This is a genomic window from Rhizobium sp. BK619 (assembly GCF_014195245.1).
Lineage (GTDB): Bacteria > Pseudomonadota > Alphaproteobacteria > Rhizobiales > Rhizobiaceae > Rhizobium > Rhizobium acidisoli.
On record NZ_JACIBH010000014.1, the window covers coordinates 38756 to 56818 of the forward strand.

Consider the following 18063-nt stretch of genomic DNA (forward strand, 5'->3'; position numbering starts at 1 on the left):
GACGGTATCTTATGCCGCCTGATTCCGAAGAACCAGCTTTAACAAACTATCCGGCTTACCGAAGCCCCCCGACTTGACGGCGCACCGAAAAGACCGCCCGTCGGCGGCCGTGACATCGAACCAGGGAATGCCGGCCTCGATTTCGCCCTTCGGCATGAGCACCCTCACCCCCAATGCTCGGAAAACCGCCAGCGCCGTATCGCCGCCGCCGACCATCAGCATATCGGGCCTGGTATCGTCGATCACCCTTTTGACGCCTGCGGCAAAATCATCGGCGACGAGCGCCGCATCGGCGGCCATGTCGCCGCTGCAGCGCAGCAGCACCGGCAGCGCCAGACCTTCCCCGCATTCGATCTGCCCCTTCGGCGCATCCACCACCATGCGTAGGGCGCCCGAGGCTTCGAGCCGGTTCATCTGGGCTGAAGTGATCGGATCGCGCGAGCCGAAGGCAAACAGCGTGCGCGGGCTCGCCGTAAACTCCGTCGCCGGCCGCCGCGCCGTTTCACCGAGCCGGCGGGCGAATGCCGCGCCGAGGCCGCGCGCACCGACGGCAAGCGTCGTCAGCCAGACATGACCCTCGGCGATCTGGTCGAGATCGGTATCGTCTTCGGCATCGGCAACCAAAACATTGTCAGCACCCGCGAAAAGATCGGCAATCGGCAGCGGCCTGTCGACACCGCGACCGACGACGCAGCCGCGGTAGGTCAGGCGCTCCTGATCGGGAATGGCAGGCGCCACGAGAATGTTCTTCAGGCCGAGCGCAGCTGCCAGCGCCAGGCTTTCCGCTGCGACATTGCCCTTCAGCCGGGAATCGATCTTCTTCATGACAATGCCGGGCTTCGCGCCGCCAAGCATCCCCACAGCCAGTCGGATCCTTTCGGCGGCCTGGCGCTCGCCAAGCGCGCGCGAAGCGGTGTTGATGACCACGACATCGCAGCCGGTGGTAATCGCATCCTGGGCCGCCGCGACATCGATGGCGACCGCCACCGAAAGGCCGGCGGCGACAAAGGGCGTGCCGGTATCGAGCGCGCCCGTCAGATCGTCGGCGATGATCGCGGCCTTCAGCGTCATGCAATCTGCTCCGTATTGACGGCGTGACAGGCGACGAGATGGCCGGGCTTGGCTTCCTTCCAGGCAGGAATGACCTTGCTGCAGACATCCATGGCGATCGGGCAGCGGGTGTGGAAACGGCAGCCGGACGGCGGATTCAGCGGGCTCGGCACGTCGCCCTGCAGGATCTGGCGCTGGCGGGTGCGCTCATGCTCCGGATCGGTCTCCGGCACGGCCGACAACAGCGCCCTGGTATAAGGGTGCAGCGGATTGTCGAAGAGCTCCTCGCGTGTGGCAAGTTCGGCAAGCCGGCCGAGATACATCACGCCCACCCGGGTGCTGATATGGCGCACCACGGCAAGGTCATGGGCGATGAACAGATAGGTCAGCCCATACTTTTCCTGCAGATCGAGCAGCAGGTTGATGATCTGCGCCTGGATCGACACGTCCAGCGCCGAGATCGCCTCGTCGCAGACGATGAATTTCGGCTGGCAGGCGAGCGCCCGGGCAATGACAACGCGCTGGCGCTGGCCGCCGGAGAGCTCATGCGGGTAACGCTGGGCAAAGCGCGTGGGCAGGCCGACATCGGTCAGCAGCGTCGCCACCTTATCCTTCAGCTCGGCCTTGGTGCAGAGCTTGTGGAAGAGGATCGGCTCGCCGATCGCCTCGCCCACCGTCATGCGCGGATTGAGCGTCGAATAGGGGTCCTGGAAGACGATCTGCAGGTCGCGGCGGAACGGCCGCATCTGCTTTTCGTCGAGCGTCGCGAGATCCTGGCCCTTGTAGACCACCTTGCCGCTGGTCGCCTTGTAGAGATTGAGGATGGTGAAGCCGGTTGTCGATTTACCGCAGCCGGATTCGCCGACGAGGCTCAGCGTCTCGCCTTCCATGATGTCGAGATTGACATTGTCGAGCGCATAGACCGTCGCCGAGCGCTCACCGAAGGCGCCAAGCTTGACTTGGAAATGCTTGACGAGGTTCTCGACCTTGAGCAGCGGTTGCGCAGCCATCACGCGGCCTCCTGCATTCTCTGGACGACGAAACAGGCGGCGCGGTGATTGCTGCTGCCGCTCAAGGGTTCGAGCCGCGGCACCCTCTCGTGACAGATCGCCTCCACAAGCGGGCAGCGCGGCGCAAACGGGCAGCCCTTCGGCCGGCGGCCGGGCTCCGGTGGCGTGCCGCCGATCGAGCTCAGCCGGCTTGCCGGCGGATCTGATAGCTTCGGGATCGAGGAGAGCAGGCCGCGCGTATAGGGGTGGCTGGGGCGGGCATAGAGCTCGTCGACCGGTGCATCCTCGACGACCGTGCCGGCATAAAGCACGGCGACGCGGTCGACGAGGCCGGCGATCAGCGCCAGATCATGGGTGATCCAGACGACCGACATGCCGAGCTTGGCGCGCAGATCCTTCACCAGGTCGACGATCTGGGCCTGGATGGTGACGTCGAGCGCCGTCGTCGGCTCATCGGCGATCAGCAGTTTGGGATTGCAGGCAAGGCCGATGGCGATCATCACGCGCTGGCGCATGCCGCCGGAGAGTTCGTGCGGAAAGGCCTGCAGCCGTTCTTCTGGGCCAGGAATGCCGACGAGGCGCAGAAGCTCGACAGCGCGGGCACGGGCCTCAGCCTTTTTCATTTTGCGGTGATAGATCAGCGGTTCGCAGATCTGGTCGCCGACGCGCATGACGGGATTGAGCGAGGTCATCGGATCTTGGAAGACGAAGCCGATATCGCCGCCGCGCACCTTGCGCAGCTCGCCATTCGACATCGTCTGCAGATCGCGACCGTCGAAGGTCGCGGTGCCCTTGGTAACCTTGATCTTGTTCGGCAGGAGGCGCATCAGGCTCAGCATGGTGAGGCTCTTGCCGCAGCCGGATTCGCCGACGACACCCAGCGTCTCGCCCTTGTCGACATGGAGGTCGATGCCGTCGACGACGACGGCCGGACCATTGCGGCCATCGATCTCGACGGTGAGGTTCCTGACATCGAGCAGGCGTTTTCTGTTTTGCGTGTCCATCATTTGCTGCCCCGCGGATTGAGCGCGTCGTTAAGGCCGTCGCCGAGGAAGCTGAAGGCAACCGAGGCAAGGCCGAGCACGGCCGCCGGAGCGGCGAGAAGATGCGGATAGTGCTGCCAGACGCGAAGGCCGTCCGAGATCATGTTGCCCCAGCTTGGTGTCGGCGGATTGACGCCGACACCGAGGAAGCTGAAGGCGCTTTCCAGAACCATCGCTGTGCCGAGACCGGCGCTGACCGAGACGATCAGCGGCCCGAGCGCATTCGGCACGACATAACGCTTGATGATGACCCAGTTCGACAGGCCGAGCGCCTGGGCCGCGGTGATATAGGGCCGGCTGCGGATCGACAGCACCTGGGCGCGCACCAGGCGGGCATAAGGCGGCCAGGAGATCAGCGCCATCGACCCGAAGACCAGGATGAAATCCACCCAGATCGTCTGGCGGTAGAAGGGATTGAGGGTCTCGAGGTAACGCGCCTCCATCCAACGGGTGATCGGCGATTTCAGCGAGGCGTTGATGACGACGACGAGCAGCAGATTGGGAACCGACATGGTCACGTCGGTCAGCCACATGATGGCGCGGTCGAAGGGATTGCCGAAGAACCCGGCCACCGCACCCAGCGTGAGGCCGATCAGCACCGCGAAGAAGGTGACGATGACGGCGACGAGAAAGGCGGTCCGCGTGCCGAAGACCACACGGCTGAAGACGTCGCGGCCGAGATCATCGGTTCCGAAGAGATGGCTCATCGACGGCAGCGCGTTGCGGGCGTTGAGGTCCTGGCCGAGATAGTCATAGGGCGTCAGGTAAGGCCCGAAGATCGCCGTGAAAGCCAGGATCAGCACAATGACGAGACCGAAGACGGCGAGCTTGTTGCGCTTCAGCCGATACCAGGCGTCGCGCCACAGGCTGACCGGTTGTTCCTCGACGGTTTCAGGGTTGGAAAGAGGGATTGCGGACATGGTCAGCGGCTCCTTCTTGCATCATTGGCGCGTGGATCGAGCAGCGGATAGAGCACGTCGACCAAAAGGTTCGACACCATCACCAGGAACGAGCCGATCAGCGTGATCGCCAGAATGACGGGATAATCGGAATTGATCAGCGCCTGCACCGTCAGACGTCCGAGGCCCGGCAGGCCGAAGACCAGCTCGACGAAGATCGCGCCGTTGACGATGGTGATCATGATCAGGCCGAGCTGCGTCACGACAGGCGTCAGCACCGGCCGCAGGATGTGGCGCAGCGCCACGACGATCTCGGGCACGCCCTTGGCGCGGGCGGTGCGGACGAAATCCTCCGACAGCACCTCGATGACGGCGGCGCGGGTCTGGCGCACGATCAGCGCGATAGGCTGGAAGGAAAGCACCAGCAGGGGCAGCAGGATGCGCACATCGAAGATGCCGCCCCAGCCATAGGGCACACTCGCACCCGGCAGCAGCACAATGAGGCCGACCATCAGCAAGGGACCTGCGACATAGGCAGGGATCGCCCAGAGGAAAAGTGCCGAGCCCAGAATGGCGTAATCGAGGCGCGAATTCTGGTTCAGCGCCGCGATCATGCCGAGCGGGATCGCGACGACGGTCGTCAGGATGACGCAACATAGGGCAAGCTGGAAGGAGACAGGAGCTGCGGCCGAGACCATTGCCCAGACGGCGCGGCCCGAGGTCAGCGAATTGCCGAACTGGCCGTGCAGCAGGTTCCAGATGTAAAGGCCGAACTGCTCGATGAAGGGTCGGTTGAGACCGGCGCTTTCGCGGATGGCCTCGATGCGCTGCGGATTATAGGCGACGTCGCCGGGCGCGCGCAGGAAGATCAGCTTGATCGGATCGCCGGCGCCGTAAAAGGCCAGCGCGTAGACCGCCAGCATCACCACCAGAACGGATGGAATCCAGATGGCAAACCGGGTTAGCACGTAGCGCAGCAAGGCCACCTCCCACCTGTTGTCGATGCGGCCCGGCTTTGGCAAAGCGCAGCCGATCGCATCTCTTCTTGAAATTTGCGCGAAGACCTTGCGGCCTTCGCGCGTTTATCGCCAGGAACGATTGTTCCGGATCAACCGATCGAAATGTTCCAGGGTTCGGCTATCTGCCAGTCGAGGTTCTTCTCCATGCCCTTGACCTCCTTGGTGGCCCAGCGCGACATCGCCTGAGAATACCACGGGATGAAGGCCCAATCCTCGCGGAACGCCTTCTGGGCCTCCTGGGCGAGAGAGATGCGCTGCGGATCGTCCGCAGCCTTGGTCGCCGCTTCGGCAAGGGCGCTGTCGACCTTGTCGTTCTTGTATCCGCCGAGCTTGTTCTGCGCGTTCGACGAGGTCGAGGCGATGCTGCCCGCCAGATACGAAACGGCGTCGGGGACACGGGTGCCGACGTCGTCGCGGAAGATCTGCACCGAATTCTGGTCCGGGCCGGCATAGGCGTCCTGCTGCGGTTTCATGTCGACGGCCGTGATGCCGAGATTCTGGCGCCACTGCTCGGCGATGAACTGGGCGGCGGCCTGAATGGCCGGCGCCGAAATGCCGACGAACAGGATCTTCGGCAGGCGCTCGGGCCCGCCATAGCTCGATTCGGCAAGCAGCTTCTTGGCGGCTGCCGGATCATAGGGAAAGGACTCGAAGCCGGAATTGTCGGCGCCGGGAACCGAATTGAGGATCTGATCGGCCTTCTTGTGCGGCCCATCGGGATAGGACGCCTTGAACAGGCCGTCGCGATCGACCGCCATGATCAGCGCCTGGCGGACCTTCGGATCGTCCATCGGCGCGCGGGAGATGTTGAACCAGAAGTGCTGGCTGGTCGGGATCAGCGGGCCGGCCGAGAATTCCGGGCCGAGATCCTGGATGATCGTCGAGGTGACGAGTTCGGTATGGGCGTTGAACTCGCCGGACTTGATCAGCGAGGTCGCCGTCACATTGTCCTCGATCGAGGTGATGTCGATGCGGGCAAGCTTCGGCTTCGACCCAAAGAAGTTTTCATTCGGCTCGAATGTGATCTTGCCGGCATCAATATCGATGCTCGTCAGCTTAAAGGGGCCGGAGAAGACCGGCTTGTTTTCGGGCTTGTACCAGTCGATGATTTCCTCACCGTCGCTGCCGCGCGATTGCGACGCTTTGGTGATCGGCGCGATGTGGTTTGCGAGACGCATGAAGAAGATCGGATCGGCAGCGGCGAGCGTCACCACGACTGTTCCCTCGTCGGGTGTCGCCACACCGGTCAGCTCCTTGCCGGAGCCGGCGGCGATTTCGGCGTAACCCTTGACCTTGCTCAGCACCTGGTCGGCGCGCTGGCTCTTGGTGTTCGGCATCGAGGCGACTTCCCACGATCCCTTGACGTCGGCCGAGGTGATCTTGCTGCCGTCGGAGAAGACGGCCTTCGGGTCGATCTTGAAGGTCCACACCGTGTTGTCGGCCGATTCCCAGCTGGCGAAGACGTAAGGCTTGATATTGCCCTGGCTGTCGAAATACATCGGCGAAGCCCACCAGATCGAATTCCAGCGGAACGTCCTGCCGCCGCCGCGCAGCGGCGACCAGTCCTGGTCGAAGGCCGGATGTGCGACCTTCAGGACCTGGCCTTCATCGGCCATCACGATGCGCGCATTCATCCCGAACACGGTGAGGCCGACGCCGGCCGCCAGACCGAGCTTCAGCGCGTTGCGGCGCGATAGATTGGTTTTATCAGATGGATCAAAAGACATGGCATTCCCTCCCAGGTGAATTCGGCAGCGCTCTCCCTGCACCTGCCAGGCGCAGCACAATCCGTCCCATATCGTTCTCTCGTTATTGTAAATATGTCAACAAAAAATCGCAATTTTTGCTGCAACAAAATTTATGATGAAAAATAGCACAATAATAACAAATACATAATTTTTCAATCCGGAATGAGAGCATTTTGTCTTCTTGACAAAAGCGCTTCAATGGAAAAGTTTTTCGCAATCCATCGCGACAGACGAATGACAATTGCCCGTGCAGCCGTGCGGTTCGAACGCGCACCGGAAAAGGCAGGACGCACCGAGGAGGGCGGAATGAGCCACAGGATCACAGGCGTTTTCAGCGCGGCCGCAACGCCGCTGACGGCAGACAATACGCCGGACCTCACCCTTTTCACCGATCACTGCCGGCAGCTGCTGGCCGAGGGATGTCACGGCGTGGCCCTGCTCGGCACGACGGGCGAGGCCAACTCCTTCTCCGGAGCCGAGCGCCGCACCATATTGGAGGCGGCTGTGAAGGCCGGCATTCCGGCCGACAGGCTTTTGCCGGGCACCGGCGTCGTCGCCATTCCGGAAACCGTTGAACTGACACGGCACGCCCTGTCGCTCGGCGTCACCAAGGTGGTGATGCTGCCGCCCTTCTATTACAAGGGCGTCTCCGACGACGGCCTCTTCGCGGCCTATTCGCAGGTTCTGGAAAAGGTCGCCGACACGCGTCTGAAGGTGATCCTCTATCATATCCCGCAGGTCTCGGGCGTTCCGCTCTCCATCCCACTAATCGGCCGGCTGATTGCGGCCTTCCCGGAGACGGTCGTCGGCATCAAGGAATCTGCTGGCGATTTCAATAACATGCAGGCTATCATCGCCGCGCATCCCGGCTTCTCGGTGTTGGCGGGCGCCGATCCACTGCTACTGCCGCTGATGAAGGCCGGCGGCGCCGGCTGCATCACCGCCACCTCCAATCTGGTGGCGGATTCGCTGCGCACCGTTTACGACCATGTCCATGACGAGGCGCGCGCCGCCGATGTCGAGGCGGCGCAGGCGCGCATCAACGCCTATCGCACGCTTTCCAATTCCTACGTCCAGATCCCGACCATCAAGGCAATGGTGGGGCTGAAGACCGGCAATCCCGCCTGGAAGCGCACCCGCGCGCCGCTGATGCCACTTGATGAGACGGATTACGCCGTGCTCGCCGAAAGCTACGCCAAGCTGCCTTGAGGAGATCCACGATGAATTTTACCGGCCTGCCTTCGGAAGCCGTTCCCGCTTTGATGACCGGGGTCATCACCCCTCATCCCTCTGTCGCGGGCCGCGCTGATGCCTATCTGCCCTCGCCCTGCATCCAGAACCATGCGGCAAATCTCGCCTTTCTGCGCGACGGCACACTGAGCTGCGTCTGGTTCGGCGGGACGATGGAGGGCATGGGCGATATTTCGATTTACATGTCGCGGCTGGCGCCGGGCTCCGAGTGCTGGTCCGCGCCTGAGAAGATGAGCGACGATCCGGAGAAATCCGAGCAGAACCCATTGATTTTCAATGCTCCCGACGGAAAGACCTGGCTGCTCTATACCTCGCAAACCTCCGGCAATCAGGACGGTTCGGTTGTCAAATGCCGCATATCGGATGACGGCGGCAAAAGCTTCGGCCCGGTCAGGATCCTCTGCGACAGCCCCGGCACATTCGTTCGCCAGCAGATCGTCGTCAACGGCCGGGGCGACTGGCTGCTTCCGGTCTTTCGCTGCGTCGGCCTTAACGGCCAGCGCTGGAGCGGCGATGCCGACACCGCAGCGGTGCTGATCTCGCGGGACGGTGGCGCGAGCTGGCAGATGCGCGATATTCCAGACAGTATCGGCGCCGTGCACATGAACATCCTACCGCTCGACGGCGACGACATGATCGCCTTCTACCGCAATCGTTTCGCCGAGAGCATTCTTTCCAGCCGATCGTCCGATGGCGGCGAAACGTGGAGCGCGCCCGAGCCGACCGAACTGCCGAACAACAACTCCTCGATTCAGGCCACGGTCTTGAATGATGGAGCGATTGCAATGGTTTATAACCATTCTAATGCAAACACATCGGATGCGCGACGCCAGTCTCTCTATGACGAAATCGAGGGCGGCGAGACAGGAGAGGCCACTGTTGTCGCCGATATCGGCCGCAAGGCGGTCTGGGGCGTTCCGCGGGCGCCGCTCAGCCTTGCGATCTCGAGGGATGGCGGCAAGAGCTTTCCGCATCGCATCGATCTCGATACCGGGGACGGTTTCTGCCTCAGCAACAATTCGAAGGATTCGCTGAACCGCGAATTCTCCTATCCCTCGATCATTGAGGGCGGCGACGGCGCGTTGCATATCGCCTACACCTACTACCGGCGCGCCATCAAATATGTGCGCCTCGCCCCGCAATCGCTGCCCTGAACCACGTGGCGGCCGGAAGATTGTAAACCTGCATCCGATCGCGCACGAAAGGATGCAGGACCACCGGCGTTCAACCGACCAAGCGGCAAGAAATTGACAAGAGACGTGCGCCGGCAGATGGTCGCCCGGTCCTTCGCGCCGGAAGGCGCATTTCCATCGAAATCTGTCCGTTAATCTACTGATATTAATGTATATTGTGACGTACAAATGCCGCTTGAAAGCCTAATCGACCATATGTCAGACGATAAAAATTTCGGCGCCTTGGAATGCTGGCTTGACATTTATCTTACAACTTTACAATAAAGAGGGCGACGAAATTGTTGCCGCAAGATCTTGCAGGGAGGACTGGTTATGGCCAGCTTGGATTCGCCGATCACGATCGTTCGGCCGCATCTGATCGAATTCGGCATCGGCACCGCGGGCAAGCTCGGCAAATGGGCTGCCGAGAAGGGCTATAGGCGCACGCTTGTCATCTCCGATGCTTTCAACGCCTCCCGCATCGACGTGCTGGATCTGAAAGGCGAAGTCACCGTCTTCTCCGAAGTGACGCCCGAGCCGGATACGGCCAACCTCGAAAAAGTGCTCGCGGCGGCCAACGGCGCCGATGCCGAGCTGATCGTCGGCTTCGGCGGCGGCAGCGCCATGGACCTGGCAAAACTTGCCGCCGTTCTTGCCGGCTCCGCGCAAACGCTGCATGACGTCGTCGGCCCGAACAAGGTGCATGGGCCGCGCAAGGTAGCGCTCGCCCAGGTGCCGACGACTTCTGGCACCGGCAGCGAGGCCGGTATTCGCGCGCTCGTCACCGATCCCAAGACGATGGCGAAGCTTGCCGTCGAAAGCCTGCACATGCTGGCCGACATCGCCGTCATCGATCCCGCCCTGACCTTCACCGTGCCGGCGCGCACCACGGCTGCCACTGGCGTCGATGCCATGGCCCACTGCGTCGAGGCCTTCACCAACCGCAAGGCCCACCCGATGGTCGATATCTATGCGATCGAGGGAACGCGGCTGGTCGGCAAATATCTCGCCCGCGCCGTCAAGGATGGCAACGACGCCGAAGCGCGCGCCGGCCTGTCGCTCGCCTCGCTTTACGGCGGCTTCTGCCTCGGCCCGGTCAACACCGCCGGCGGCCATGCGCTCGCCTATCCCCTCGGCACGCGCTGGCATGTGGCGCATGGGGCGGCGAATGCGCTGATCTTCCCGCATGTGCTCGCCTTCAACACACCATCAGCCCCGGAAAAAACAAAAGCAGTGATGGACGCGCTTGGGCGCCAGACCTCTGACAACATCGCATCCGTCTTCGATGCGGCCTACGCCTTCTGCGCCGAGCTGGGCGTCGAGATGAAACTCTCCGCCCTCGGCGTGCCGGAAAGCGATCTCGACGCCATGGCCGACGATGCCTTTGCCATCCGCCGCCTGCTCGACAACAATCCGCGCGATCTCACGCGCGCCGACATTCGCTCGATCTACACAGCCGCGTTCTAGAAGGGATTTTGACGATGGACAGGAATGCGAAAGTCGCGGTGACGCTCGGCGATCCCGCCGGCGTCGGCCCCGAAGTGATCGTCAAGGCCCTGGCGGCCCTTCCGAGCGAAGAGCGCCGCGATTTCGTCATCGTCGGCAATGTCGAAGCGCTGGAGCGCGCCGACCGTGTCTGCGGCACCGGCCTGAAATTCGCGCCTGCCGATGCCGCCGGCCACGACGGGATCGCCGTCGATGAAGTTGCGCTCGGCGCGGCCCTGCCGGAGATCGGCAAGGTCAGCCCCGTCGCCGGCGATGCCTCGGTGCGCTATATCACTCGCGCCGTCGATCTCGCCCTATCTGGGGAAGCCGATGTCATCGTCACCGCGCCGATCAACAAGGAGGCGATGAACCTCGCCGGCCATCACCATGACGGCCATACCGGGCTTCTCGCCCATCTCACCGGCTCGAAGAGTTCCTTCATGCTGCTTGCCTCCGAGCGGCTGAACACCATCCACGTCTCCACCCATATCTCGCTGAAAGGCGCAATCGAACGCGCCAAGACCGAACGGGTTCTCGCCACCATCGAAGCCGGCCACAGGCATTTCCTGCGCCTCGGCAAGAAGGCGCGCATCGCCGTTGCCGGCCTCAATCCGCATTGCGGCGAAAACGGCCTGTTCGGCACCGAGGATATGGAATTCCTGGCACCCGCCGTCGAGCAGGCGCAGGCGAAAGGCATCGACGTCGTCGGCCCGATCTCCGCCGACACGGTGTTCGCCCGCGCTTATAACGGCGCCTTCGATCTCGTCATCGCTCAATATCACGACCAGGGTCACATTCCGATCAAGCTCGTCGCCTTCGACACGGCGGTCAACGTCTCGCTCGGCCTGCCGATCGACCGCGTCTCGGTCGACCACGGCACCGCCTTCGACATTGCCGGCACGGGAAAGGCCAACCACGTCAACATGCTCTCGGCCATCGCCTATGCCCGGCTGATGGCGCGTTCACCGCGGCAGGATGTTATTGAGCTCGGCGGGTCCGCATAGCCATCGTTTTATCTACGAGACGAGCCGTTACATAAGCAAAACAGACGACTGCGCTGAGAAGCACGAAGAAGGCGAGCGGGCCGTTCAACCCGAGCGACCCGGCAATTGGCTTGAAAACACCGATCACACCTCGGTGTAAAATGTAGACAGGGTAGGATATATACCCGATCCACGTCGCCAACGCCTCTGCTTTCGCAGGCATTTCCAAAAAGAGGCCAAGCATCACGATGAACGGCGCCAGGGCCATCGCGAACGTCAAATCGTAATAAGGCCGCAGCACGGAAGGGAGTGGTGCTGCGATGCAGATCATCAAAAGCAGGCACGGCACGATGGCGATCCAACCCTTCCTCCAGGCCGGCATGCCGCCGAATAGACGGCTGATCACCACACCCGCAGTAAATGAAAACATCACCCTTGGGAGCCCACCTACCGCGGAAGGCCACTCCCAGCCGATATTCAACAGGCCGTACTTAAGCCCGACACAAACCAATACTGCAGCGGACACGAAGGCAACGAGGCAAAGGGCGCGCGTCGGGAGCCGGAAAAGCCATAATGCGAAGACTATGTTCACCAACAGTTCCCAGAACATCGACCATGCTGGGCCATTGATTGGAAACATCCCCTGCATCGGGCTCGCTTGAAGGAAATACATCGGGCTGGGCAGGAAAGCCCCGTTGGCAACTGTCGACACCAGCAGGTCGATGACAGCTTGGTTTCTCAGCCCCCAGCTTGTCAGCAGAATGATCTGCACCAGACCGACTAAAATTCCGATCAGATAAAGCGGATAGAGACGCTTGATTCGTGCCGCCATGAACGACTGGAACGGCAGGCCGCGCGAAAGCCGCTTTCCGTAAATGTCCGCGATAATAAACCCGCTGAGAACGAAGAAAAAGTCGACGGCCAGATAAGCGGAGGGGGCATATCTCTCCTGGAAATGTGTGGCCACAACGCAGATGGCGGCAAACCCGCGCATTGCGTCGAGAGAATAATAACGGCTGCGGCCGGTAATCGGGACCCTTGGGTTGTCAATCGCCGGTGGCGCATAACCGCGGTCGAGACTGGTCATCTTATCGATTATCCTATGACACTTTATTCTGGAGAGCCTGAACAGCATTGGGCTCCAACCGCATAGGTGGGAGCCCAATGCGGATTGACGGGCTATAGAGTCGACATCGCGTCCTTATTGGTTTTGCGCTGTCGTACCTGCTTTATGCTGCCGATCAAGACATTCAAGCGAGCCCTGCACAGAACAAATATCAGGCAGCAGTACGCAGTCCCGCCTGCAACGATTTCCACGGCCAAACGTGGATAAGGCGACCAATGAATGAGCGATTCATTCAAGAGCAAAACGACCGCAACCATTCCCGCACAAGCCAAGCTTGGCCGCAGGAATTGCATCAGATAGGCCCCGACACTCAGCTCTATATGCCGCGAAATCTTCCAGCTGGTGATCGGCCAAAACAACAGAACTTCGATCATAATGGCGAAAACAATCGTTGTGACGCCATAAGGATAAAGAACTGCGATCGTCGCGAGCGTGAGGAGATTTCGTGCCAGTTGGTAGTAGAACCACCAATCCATCTCCCCCTGGCTCTTTATCAAGGATGCCTGCACGTAGCCGATCCCTGCCATCAGCCCGATGACGCAGTAGAACCGGACTGGCCAAACGGCCTCGATCCAATGGGCGCCGAAAATTGTGGTGATCGCATCATCGGCAACGGCGGCAAGGCCGATGAATACCGGGTACGAAACCAGAGCACAACCAAACGTTGCCATGAGAAATGCTTCTCGAACTTTCTTCGGATCGCTTCGCAAAGAGGAAAGCAAGACGTGCGTGACAGATGTTAAGCCCCCGGCGATTACGTTGTTGATCATATCGAACAAGCGCTTGGAAAAATTATAGATACCGAGCGCCGACGGACTCAGGAGCACGCCTATCAGCAGGTTGTCCAAGCTCATCGTCTGTAAAAAGCGAGTGCCGGATGCAAAAAAGCCGTAGTGAAGGAGATCGTTCAGGCTGTCTCTCTTCACGTGAAGCCCAGGCGACCACCCCGCACCCCAGAAAGCGGCACCGCATGATGCCGCCGTGGCCGCGATCTGAGCAATCGCAAGCGCCCACAAACCGAAGCCCGCGAGAACCAATACAAGGCAAATGCAAGCAGAAGTGATCGTGGCGATGACAGTCCGCACCGCCACCAGATGGAATGACATCTTTCTATTGACAATCGCATTCGGAACGATGGCCGTGAAGTCGAAGAATACCTTCAGCCCTATGATGTAAATAAGGGGTGTGATCTCCTTATGCCCCACATATGCTGCGATCGGCGAGGCGGCTATACACAAAATTCCATAGATCAAAAATGAAAAGACAAGGGAAAGCAGGAATATGGTATCGAGATGGCTACGCCTTATTTCAGCTCTCTGTATGATTGCTTCACCAAATGCCGTCGGCCCAAAACTGCCTGCAAACGACACAATACTGAATGCCAGGGCGACAAGACCGAAATCCTGGGGTTGGAGAACGCGAGACGTCACCACGAAAACTGCAAAGGTGAGGACCGTCGGAATAAGCGTACTCATCGCCGACCAGAAGGCACCCGTTACGGCTGCGGCGGATCGGTTCTTACTGACATGGCTGAATAGAATATCGTCGTCTCGTGCAACCGACAAAACTGAGCTCCTACGGCAATCAAACTATAGAGGGATGAGGGACGAGATCTGGGGCGGGAAGACCGGGACGCAGATCGATCGGCCTGCTCGACTTGTACCAAGCGCCGTTCATCTCATACGGAAGGCGGGACATTGCGGCCAAAAGCTCACTGGCGTTTGTCGCTTTCTCCACCAGGAGACTGTCGCCAGTCCAGCTACTGATGAAGTCGTGCAGCTTGCTGCCGTTTCTCGCAACCGCGACATGCGGCTTATTGAGCAAAAGACAAAGAATATGAGCATGCAAACGGTTGGTGATGATCCGTTGCGCGCCGGACAGCATCTTCACGCCATAGTCGACATAGCGAGCAGCGACATCCTCGTGATGTTGGGCCACCATTTCGGAACGGCTAAAGCTGCGCCGCATCGTGGCCTTGAGGAAAGTCGACATGTGCGGGCGCGACAAACGATCCGGACCGTTGATCCAATTGGTAAGAGGTCCGTCAACGATCGCTCGTGCTTCAGCTATATCGATGTCGTCCTCTCCGAAAGGCTGCATGACGTATAATGCCCTGAGAGGATCGGCTTCGAAGGGTTTAAGCAGGTCGATACCGAATGCCGTGTCCGGCCCAGCCTCGACATCGCAATCGAAGTTTGCCTTTGCCAGCTCGAAACTCTGTTCATCGCGCGTCATAAAGAAAAATTTGCGATGCCTCCCGATCGTTCGCTTCGCGTACTCCATAAGTGCGTCGTTGGCGAAATCGAGTGTTTGAGGCATCTGGATGATGGTTCGATCCGGGTATTTGCACGCAAGGCGATAGCGAATATCATCTCTGCCTGCCCGCACATTTCCAAAGTCATTCCACCCACAAATGAATATTGGTGCGTCGGTTGGTGTGTATTTTATTTTATCAATACTTTGGATAGAGCCACCTGTAAGCACTGGCAGACGCCCGGTCGCATCTTGCAATATTTTTGCCAATCCCAACCAGCTTGCGTGATGTCCTGGATCTTTATTGGATGGAAAATCCATTATAATGTAAGGTTGTTCTCTACCAACAAATTTCCTTACTGATTTATTCAACTTTTCTTGTAGTCTCTGTATTATAACTTCGCCAAGATGAATCATATATTCTGCTTATATCGCTAATATTCGACCGGAAGTTACATGGTAAAATCTAGGAGTCAATTGGACTACCGTGCGTCATAGCTACGCACCGAGCTCGCCTTACTTTTAACGTAAATAGCGCCGTGGAGGTTCGGACCTTGTTCTCTGCTGGCGATTTTGAAGCCATACGGAGCATGACAAGATCGTGCTGCTTCCGCGCTGAGGCAGCCGGTCGTCGCTTTTGTTCGCGCCTATCGTGGCGCCTTCGATGTGGTCGGCTGCGACATCATCATCGGGGCACCTCAGGATTAAGCGCGTCGACTGCGAGATTGCCGGCACTCGAAACGCCACCACGTGAATATGCTTCCCCCATAGCCTCTGCCCCGGATAGCGACGGGTTCGCGGTAGCAGAAGGCATGATCCGAAATTGCAGATATCGATAAGGAAGGAGGCGTTCCGACCGACGTCCCATCAAATCCCGAAGAGACGGCGGTCCCAGTAGACGGGTTGGTGGAGGCTGACCGTGATCGATGGGAATTCCGGGTGGGCCGGATTGATCAGCACGTTGCGGTCGACGCGGGCGACGACGCTTGGCACCAGCAGGATGGCGCTGCGCTTCTCCTGGCACCACTTTTCGCCGAAAACCTTGCTGACAACAGCCGGCATGCTGTCCCAGCCAGGCAGCGCCGGCTCTGACAGGACCTCGTAGCTGAGCCCGCGCGGCATTGATATCGTGACGTAATGCTGGTTGGGCGGCAGCCTGCCGCTGCCATGGACGAGCTTTTCGAGCAGCGCCGTCGAATAGTGCTCGCTCGTATAGATGATCGGGCTGCCCGAGGTGTTCCACCGCCCCGGCGCGATGGTCGAGCCGGTGGCATCGAAGATCGGGTAGGTTCCGTTTGGGTCGCCGATGCGGACGGATGTCAGCGTGCGGTCAAGAAGCTGTGCGCTCACGCAGCGCTGCCGTATTTCAGGCTTCCGAGGATATCGAGCACGAGCTCGCCGCCGATCTCGCTCTGGATGACGACATCGATCGGCCGCCTGTCCTCCAGCATCGCATGCGGGCGAAACAGGAAATCCCGCGCCTCCGCCTCGGTCTGCCAGACATCGAGCGCCAGCCCCCAGACCCGCGCGAGACGGGCGAGCCTTATGCCCTCGTCGGAGGAGAGCCGATGCTTGGACTTGCGCCGCTCATAAGTGGCCTTGGGAACGAGCTTGTATTTGAACTGGGTGTCATCAGGGGCCAGAAGCAGCGCCATGCGGTCAAGCGCCTTGACCGGCAATCCTGCCTCGATGCTGGAGAGCAGGCCGAAGGCCGAGCGCGACGCCGGCTCCCTGGCAGGCAATCCGAGAACGTCGGCAACGGCAGCAAATCCCATCATGACAATGGCTCCTTTTTCACTTGATGTTATATTTAGTCTCAACTGGGCCGAGGATCAAGAGCGTGATTTGCCGAGTGGCTGATGGAGGCGGATTGCCGTCAGTGCGGGAGATCGTTATCTTCCCGGAAGGCACACGAACAATGAAGGAGGTTGCCTATGACACCGCGGGACGCCTGATCCAGCACTATAGAGACTTCTGCCTTTCCAAGGGCATTGATTTCACACGCATCCCATCCGTACGGCCGCATGATAACACCACGCTCTTCTGCAGCGCCGGCATGCAGCAATATAAACCCCGCTTCTCCGATCCTTCCCACATTGGAACTGTCGCAAACAGCCAGGCCTGCCTGCGCATGGGCGACCTCGAGGAGATCGGCGACGGAACGCATCTTCTCCACTTCACCATGCTCGGCCTTTTCTCCTTCAGGGAAATGACCATCGGCAACGCCATCGATTTCTGGCTCGAATTTCTGGCAACGCTGGGGCTCGTGCCGGATCATGTGACGATCCATCCCGATCGCCTGATGGAATGGACGCCGCTCTATCGCGGACGTGTGGCCATCATTGCAGATCCGGAATGCACCTGGAGCGATGGCAGCATCCGTGGATACTGCACAGAGTTCTACAAGCACGGCGTCGAGATCGGAAACATCGTCAATCCGCTCGGAACCTGCATCGACGTCGGCTTTGGCGCCGAGCGTCTCGACATGATCGTCAACGGCACGCCGCAAGACGATGCGCTCGAGACGCTGTGCGAGACGGTGGCAACGATCGTGGAGAGCGGCTACCGGCCCGGCAACAAGGAGCAGGGATACGTCCTGCGAAAGCTGCTCCGCCGCATCCACAAGATGGGCGGCACGCTCGATCATCCCTTCTTCACCGAAGAGGTCGAACGCCAGAAGCGGCTGCGCGCAAAATATCTGCGCCTGCGTGACCGTCATGCCGAGATGAGTCCCGACTGGTGGTTCGACACCCATGGCATCGACCTTGCCGAACTCGGCGAGACGCTTGACGAATAGCTTGAACAAGGCCTTCCGGAAACGGGAGGCCTTCCCTCATGCGAAAGCGTCCGTTTCCGGCGACTTTCATCGCCGGCATGATGCCATGTCACGCACCATCGATCGTAGCGGCAAACCCGGCCAGGAAAGAGCTTGCAGTGCTCACTCTTTTTCTCGGAAAGCCTCTTTTTGGAAATTCCTTTCTCCTCATTTTTATTAGTCTACTTAATTTATAGAAATAACTTAAT

The 18063-nt window shown here is 60.0% G+C and carries 16 protein-coding genes; 5 read left to right on the plus strand and 11 right to left on the minus strand.

Features of this window, described 5'->3' with window-relative positions; translation table 11 throughout:
* Positions 1-9: 9 nt before the first annotated feature.
* From FHX14_RS25140 to FHX14_RS25165, 6 genes are all read right to left on the minus strand, one after another.
* On the minus strand, positions 10-1071 hold the full coding sequence (locus tag FHX14_RS25140) for a four-carbon acid sugar kinase family protein (protein ID WP_184379432.1): 1062 nt from the start codon (positions 1069-1071) through the stop codon (positions 10-12).
* Complete coding sequence (locus FHX14_RS25145) at positions 1068-2060, minus strand: oligopeptide/dipeptide ABC transporter ATP-binding protein (protein ID WP_184379434.1); 993 nt, start codon at positions 2058-2060, stop codon at positions 1068-1070. Before FHX14_RS25145 ends, FHX14_RS25140 begins: the two co-directional genes overlap by 4 nt.
* Positions 2060-3067 carry an ABC transporter ATP-binding protein gene (locus FHX14_RS25150; protein ID WP_184379436.1) on the minus strand — a complete coding sequence of 336 codons (1008 nt, stop codon included), beginning with the start codon at positions 3065-3067 and terminating at the stop codon, positions 2060-2062. Before FHX14_RS25150 ends, FHX14_RS25145 begins: the two co-directional genes overlap by 1 nt.
* Complete coding sequence (locus tag FHX14_RS25155; protein WP_184379438.1) at positions 3064-4023, minus strand: ABC transporter permease; 960 nt, start codon at positions 4021-4023, stop codon at positions 3064-3066. Before FHX14_RS25155 ends, FHX14_RS25150 begins: the two co-directional genes overlap by 4 nt.
* 2 nt (positions 4024-4025) lie before the next feature.
* Entirely contained in the window at positions 4026-4982 is a 957-nt protein-coding gene (locus FHX14_RS25160; RefSeq protein ID WP_003595845.1) for an ABC transporter permease, read from the minus strand.
* A gap of 128 nt (positions 4983-5110) precedes the next feature.
* Positions 5111-6748, minus strand: a complete 1638-nt coding sequence (locus tag FHX14_RS25165; protein WP_003595843.1) for an ABC transporter substrate-binding protein — start codon at positions 6746-6748, stop codon at positions 5111-5113.
* 327 nt (positions 6749-7075) lie between these two features.
* On the opposite strand from FHX14_RS25165, the gene FHX14_RS25170 reads away from it, so the two are divergent.
* From FHX14_RS25170 to pdxA, 4 genes are all read left to right on the plus strand, one after another.
* Positions 7076-7978, plus strand: a complete 903-nt coding sequence (locus FHX14_RS25170; RefSeq protein ID WP_184379440.1) for a dihydrodipicolinate synthase family protein — start codon at positions 7076-7078, stop codon at positions 7976-7978.
* A gap of 11 nt (positions 7979-7989) precedes the next feature.
* Positions 7990-9174 carry an exo-alpha-sialidase gene (locus tag FHX14_RS25175; protein ID WP_184379442.1) on the plus strand — a complete coding sequence of 395 codons (1185 nt, stop codon included), beginning with the start codon at positions 7990-7992 and terminating at the stop codon, positions 9172-9174.
* A 351-nt stretch (positions 9175-9525) separates the two neighbouring features.
* Positions 9526-10659, plus strand: coding sequence for an iron-containing alcohol dehydrogenase (locus tag FHX14_RS25180; protein WP_184379444.1), 1134 nt, complete (start codon positions 9526-9528; stop codon positions 10657-10659).
* Positions 10660-10673: 14 nt separating this feature from the next.
* Positions 10674-11681: a 4-hydroxythreonine-4-phosphate dehydrogenase PdxA gene (gene pdxA, locus FHX14_RS25185; RefSeq protein WP_184379446.1), complete on the plus strand. Its 1008-nt coding sequence runs from the start codon at positions 10674-10676 to the stop codon at positions 11679-11681.
* Here the strand turns inward: pdxA and FHX14_RS25190 are convergent.
* The 5 genes from FHX14_RS25190 to FHX14_RS25210 form a co-directional block, all read right to left on the minus strand.
* Positions 11656-12747, minus strand: coding sequence for an acyltransferase (locus FHX14_RS25190; RefSeq protein WP_184379448.1), 1092 nt, complete (start codon positions 12745-12747; stop codon positions 11656-11658). The two genes, pdxA and FHX14_RS25190, sit on opposite strands and share 26 nt — an antisense overlap.
* 92 nt (positions 12748-12839) lie before the next feature.
* The gene (locus tag FHX14_RS25195; protein ID WP_184379451.1) at positions 12840-14351 is read right to left on the minus strand and encodes a lipopolysaccharide biosynthesis protein; all 1512 of its coding nucleotides are present in this window, start codon (positions 14349-14351) and stop codon (positions 12840-12842) included.
* A 19-nt stretch (positions 14352-14370) separates the two neighbouring features.
* Complete coding sequence (locus tag FHX14_RS25200) at positions 14371-15456, minus strand: polysaccharide pyruvyl transferase family protein (RefSeq protein WP_184379454.1); 1086 nt, start codon at positions 15454-15456, stop codon at positions 14371-14373.
* Positions 15457-15906: 450 nt separating this feature from the next.
* Positions 15907-16389 (minus strand): RES family NAD+ phosphorylase, encoded by a 483-nt coding sequence (locus tag FHX14_RS25205; RefSeq protein WP_003595832.1) that lies wholly within the window; start codon positions 16387-16389, stop codon positions 15907-15909.
* Positions 16386-16817 carry an antitoxin Xre-like helix-turn-helix domain-containing protein gene (locus tag FHX14_RS25210; protein ID WP_003595831.1) on the minus strand — a complete coding sequence of 144 codons (432 nt, stop codon included), beginning with the start codon at positions 16815-16817 and terminating at the stop codon, positions 16386-16388. The genes FHX14_RS25205 and FHX14_RS25210 overlap by 4 nt, the downstream gene beginning before the upstream one ends.
* A 140-nt stretch (positions 16818-16957) precedes the next feature.
* On the opposite strand from FHX14_RS25210, the gene FHX14_RS25215 reads away from it, so the two are divergent.
* Positions 16958-17836: an alanine--tRNA ligase-related protein gene (locus tag FHX14_RS25215; RefSeq protein ID WP_184379693.1), complete on the plus strand. Its 879-nt coding sequence runs from the start codon at positions 16958-16960 to the stop codon at positions 17834-17836.
* Positions 17837-18063 lie beyond the last annotated feature (227 nt).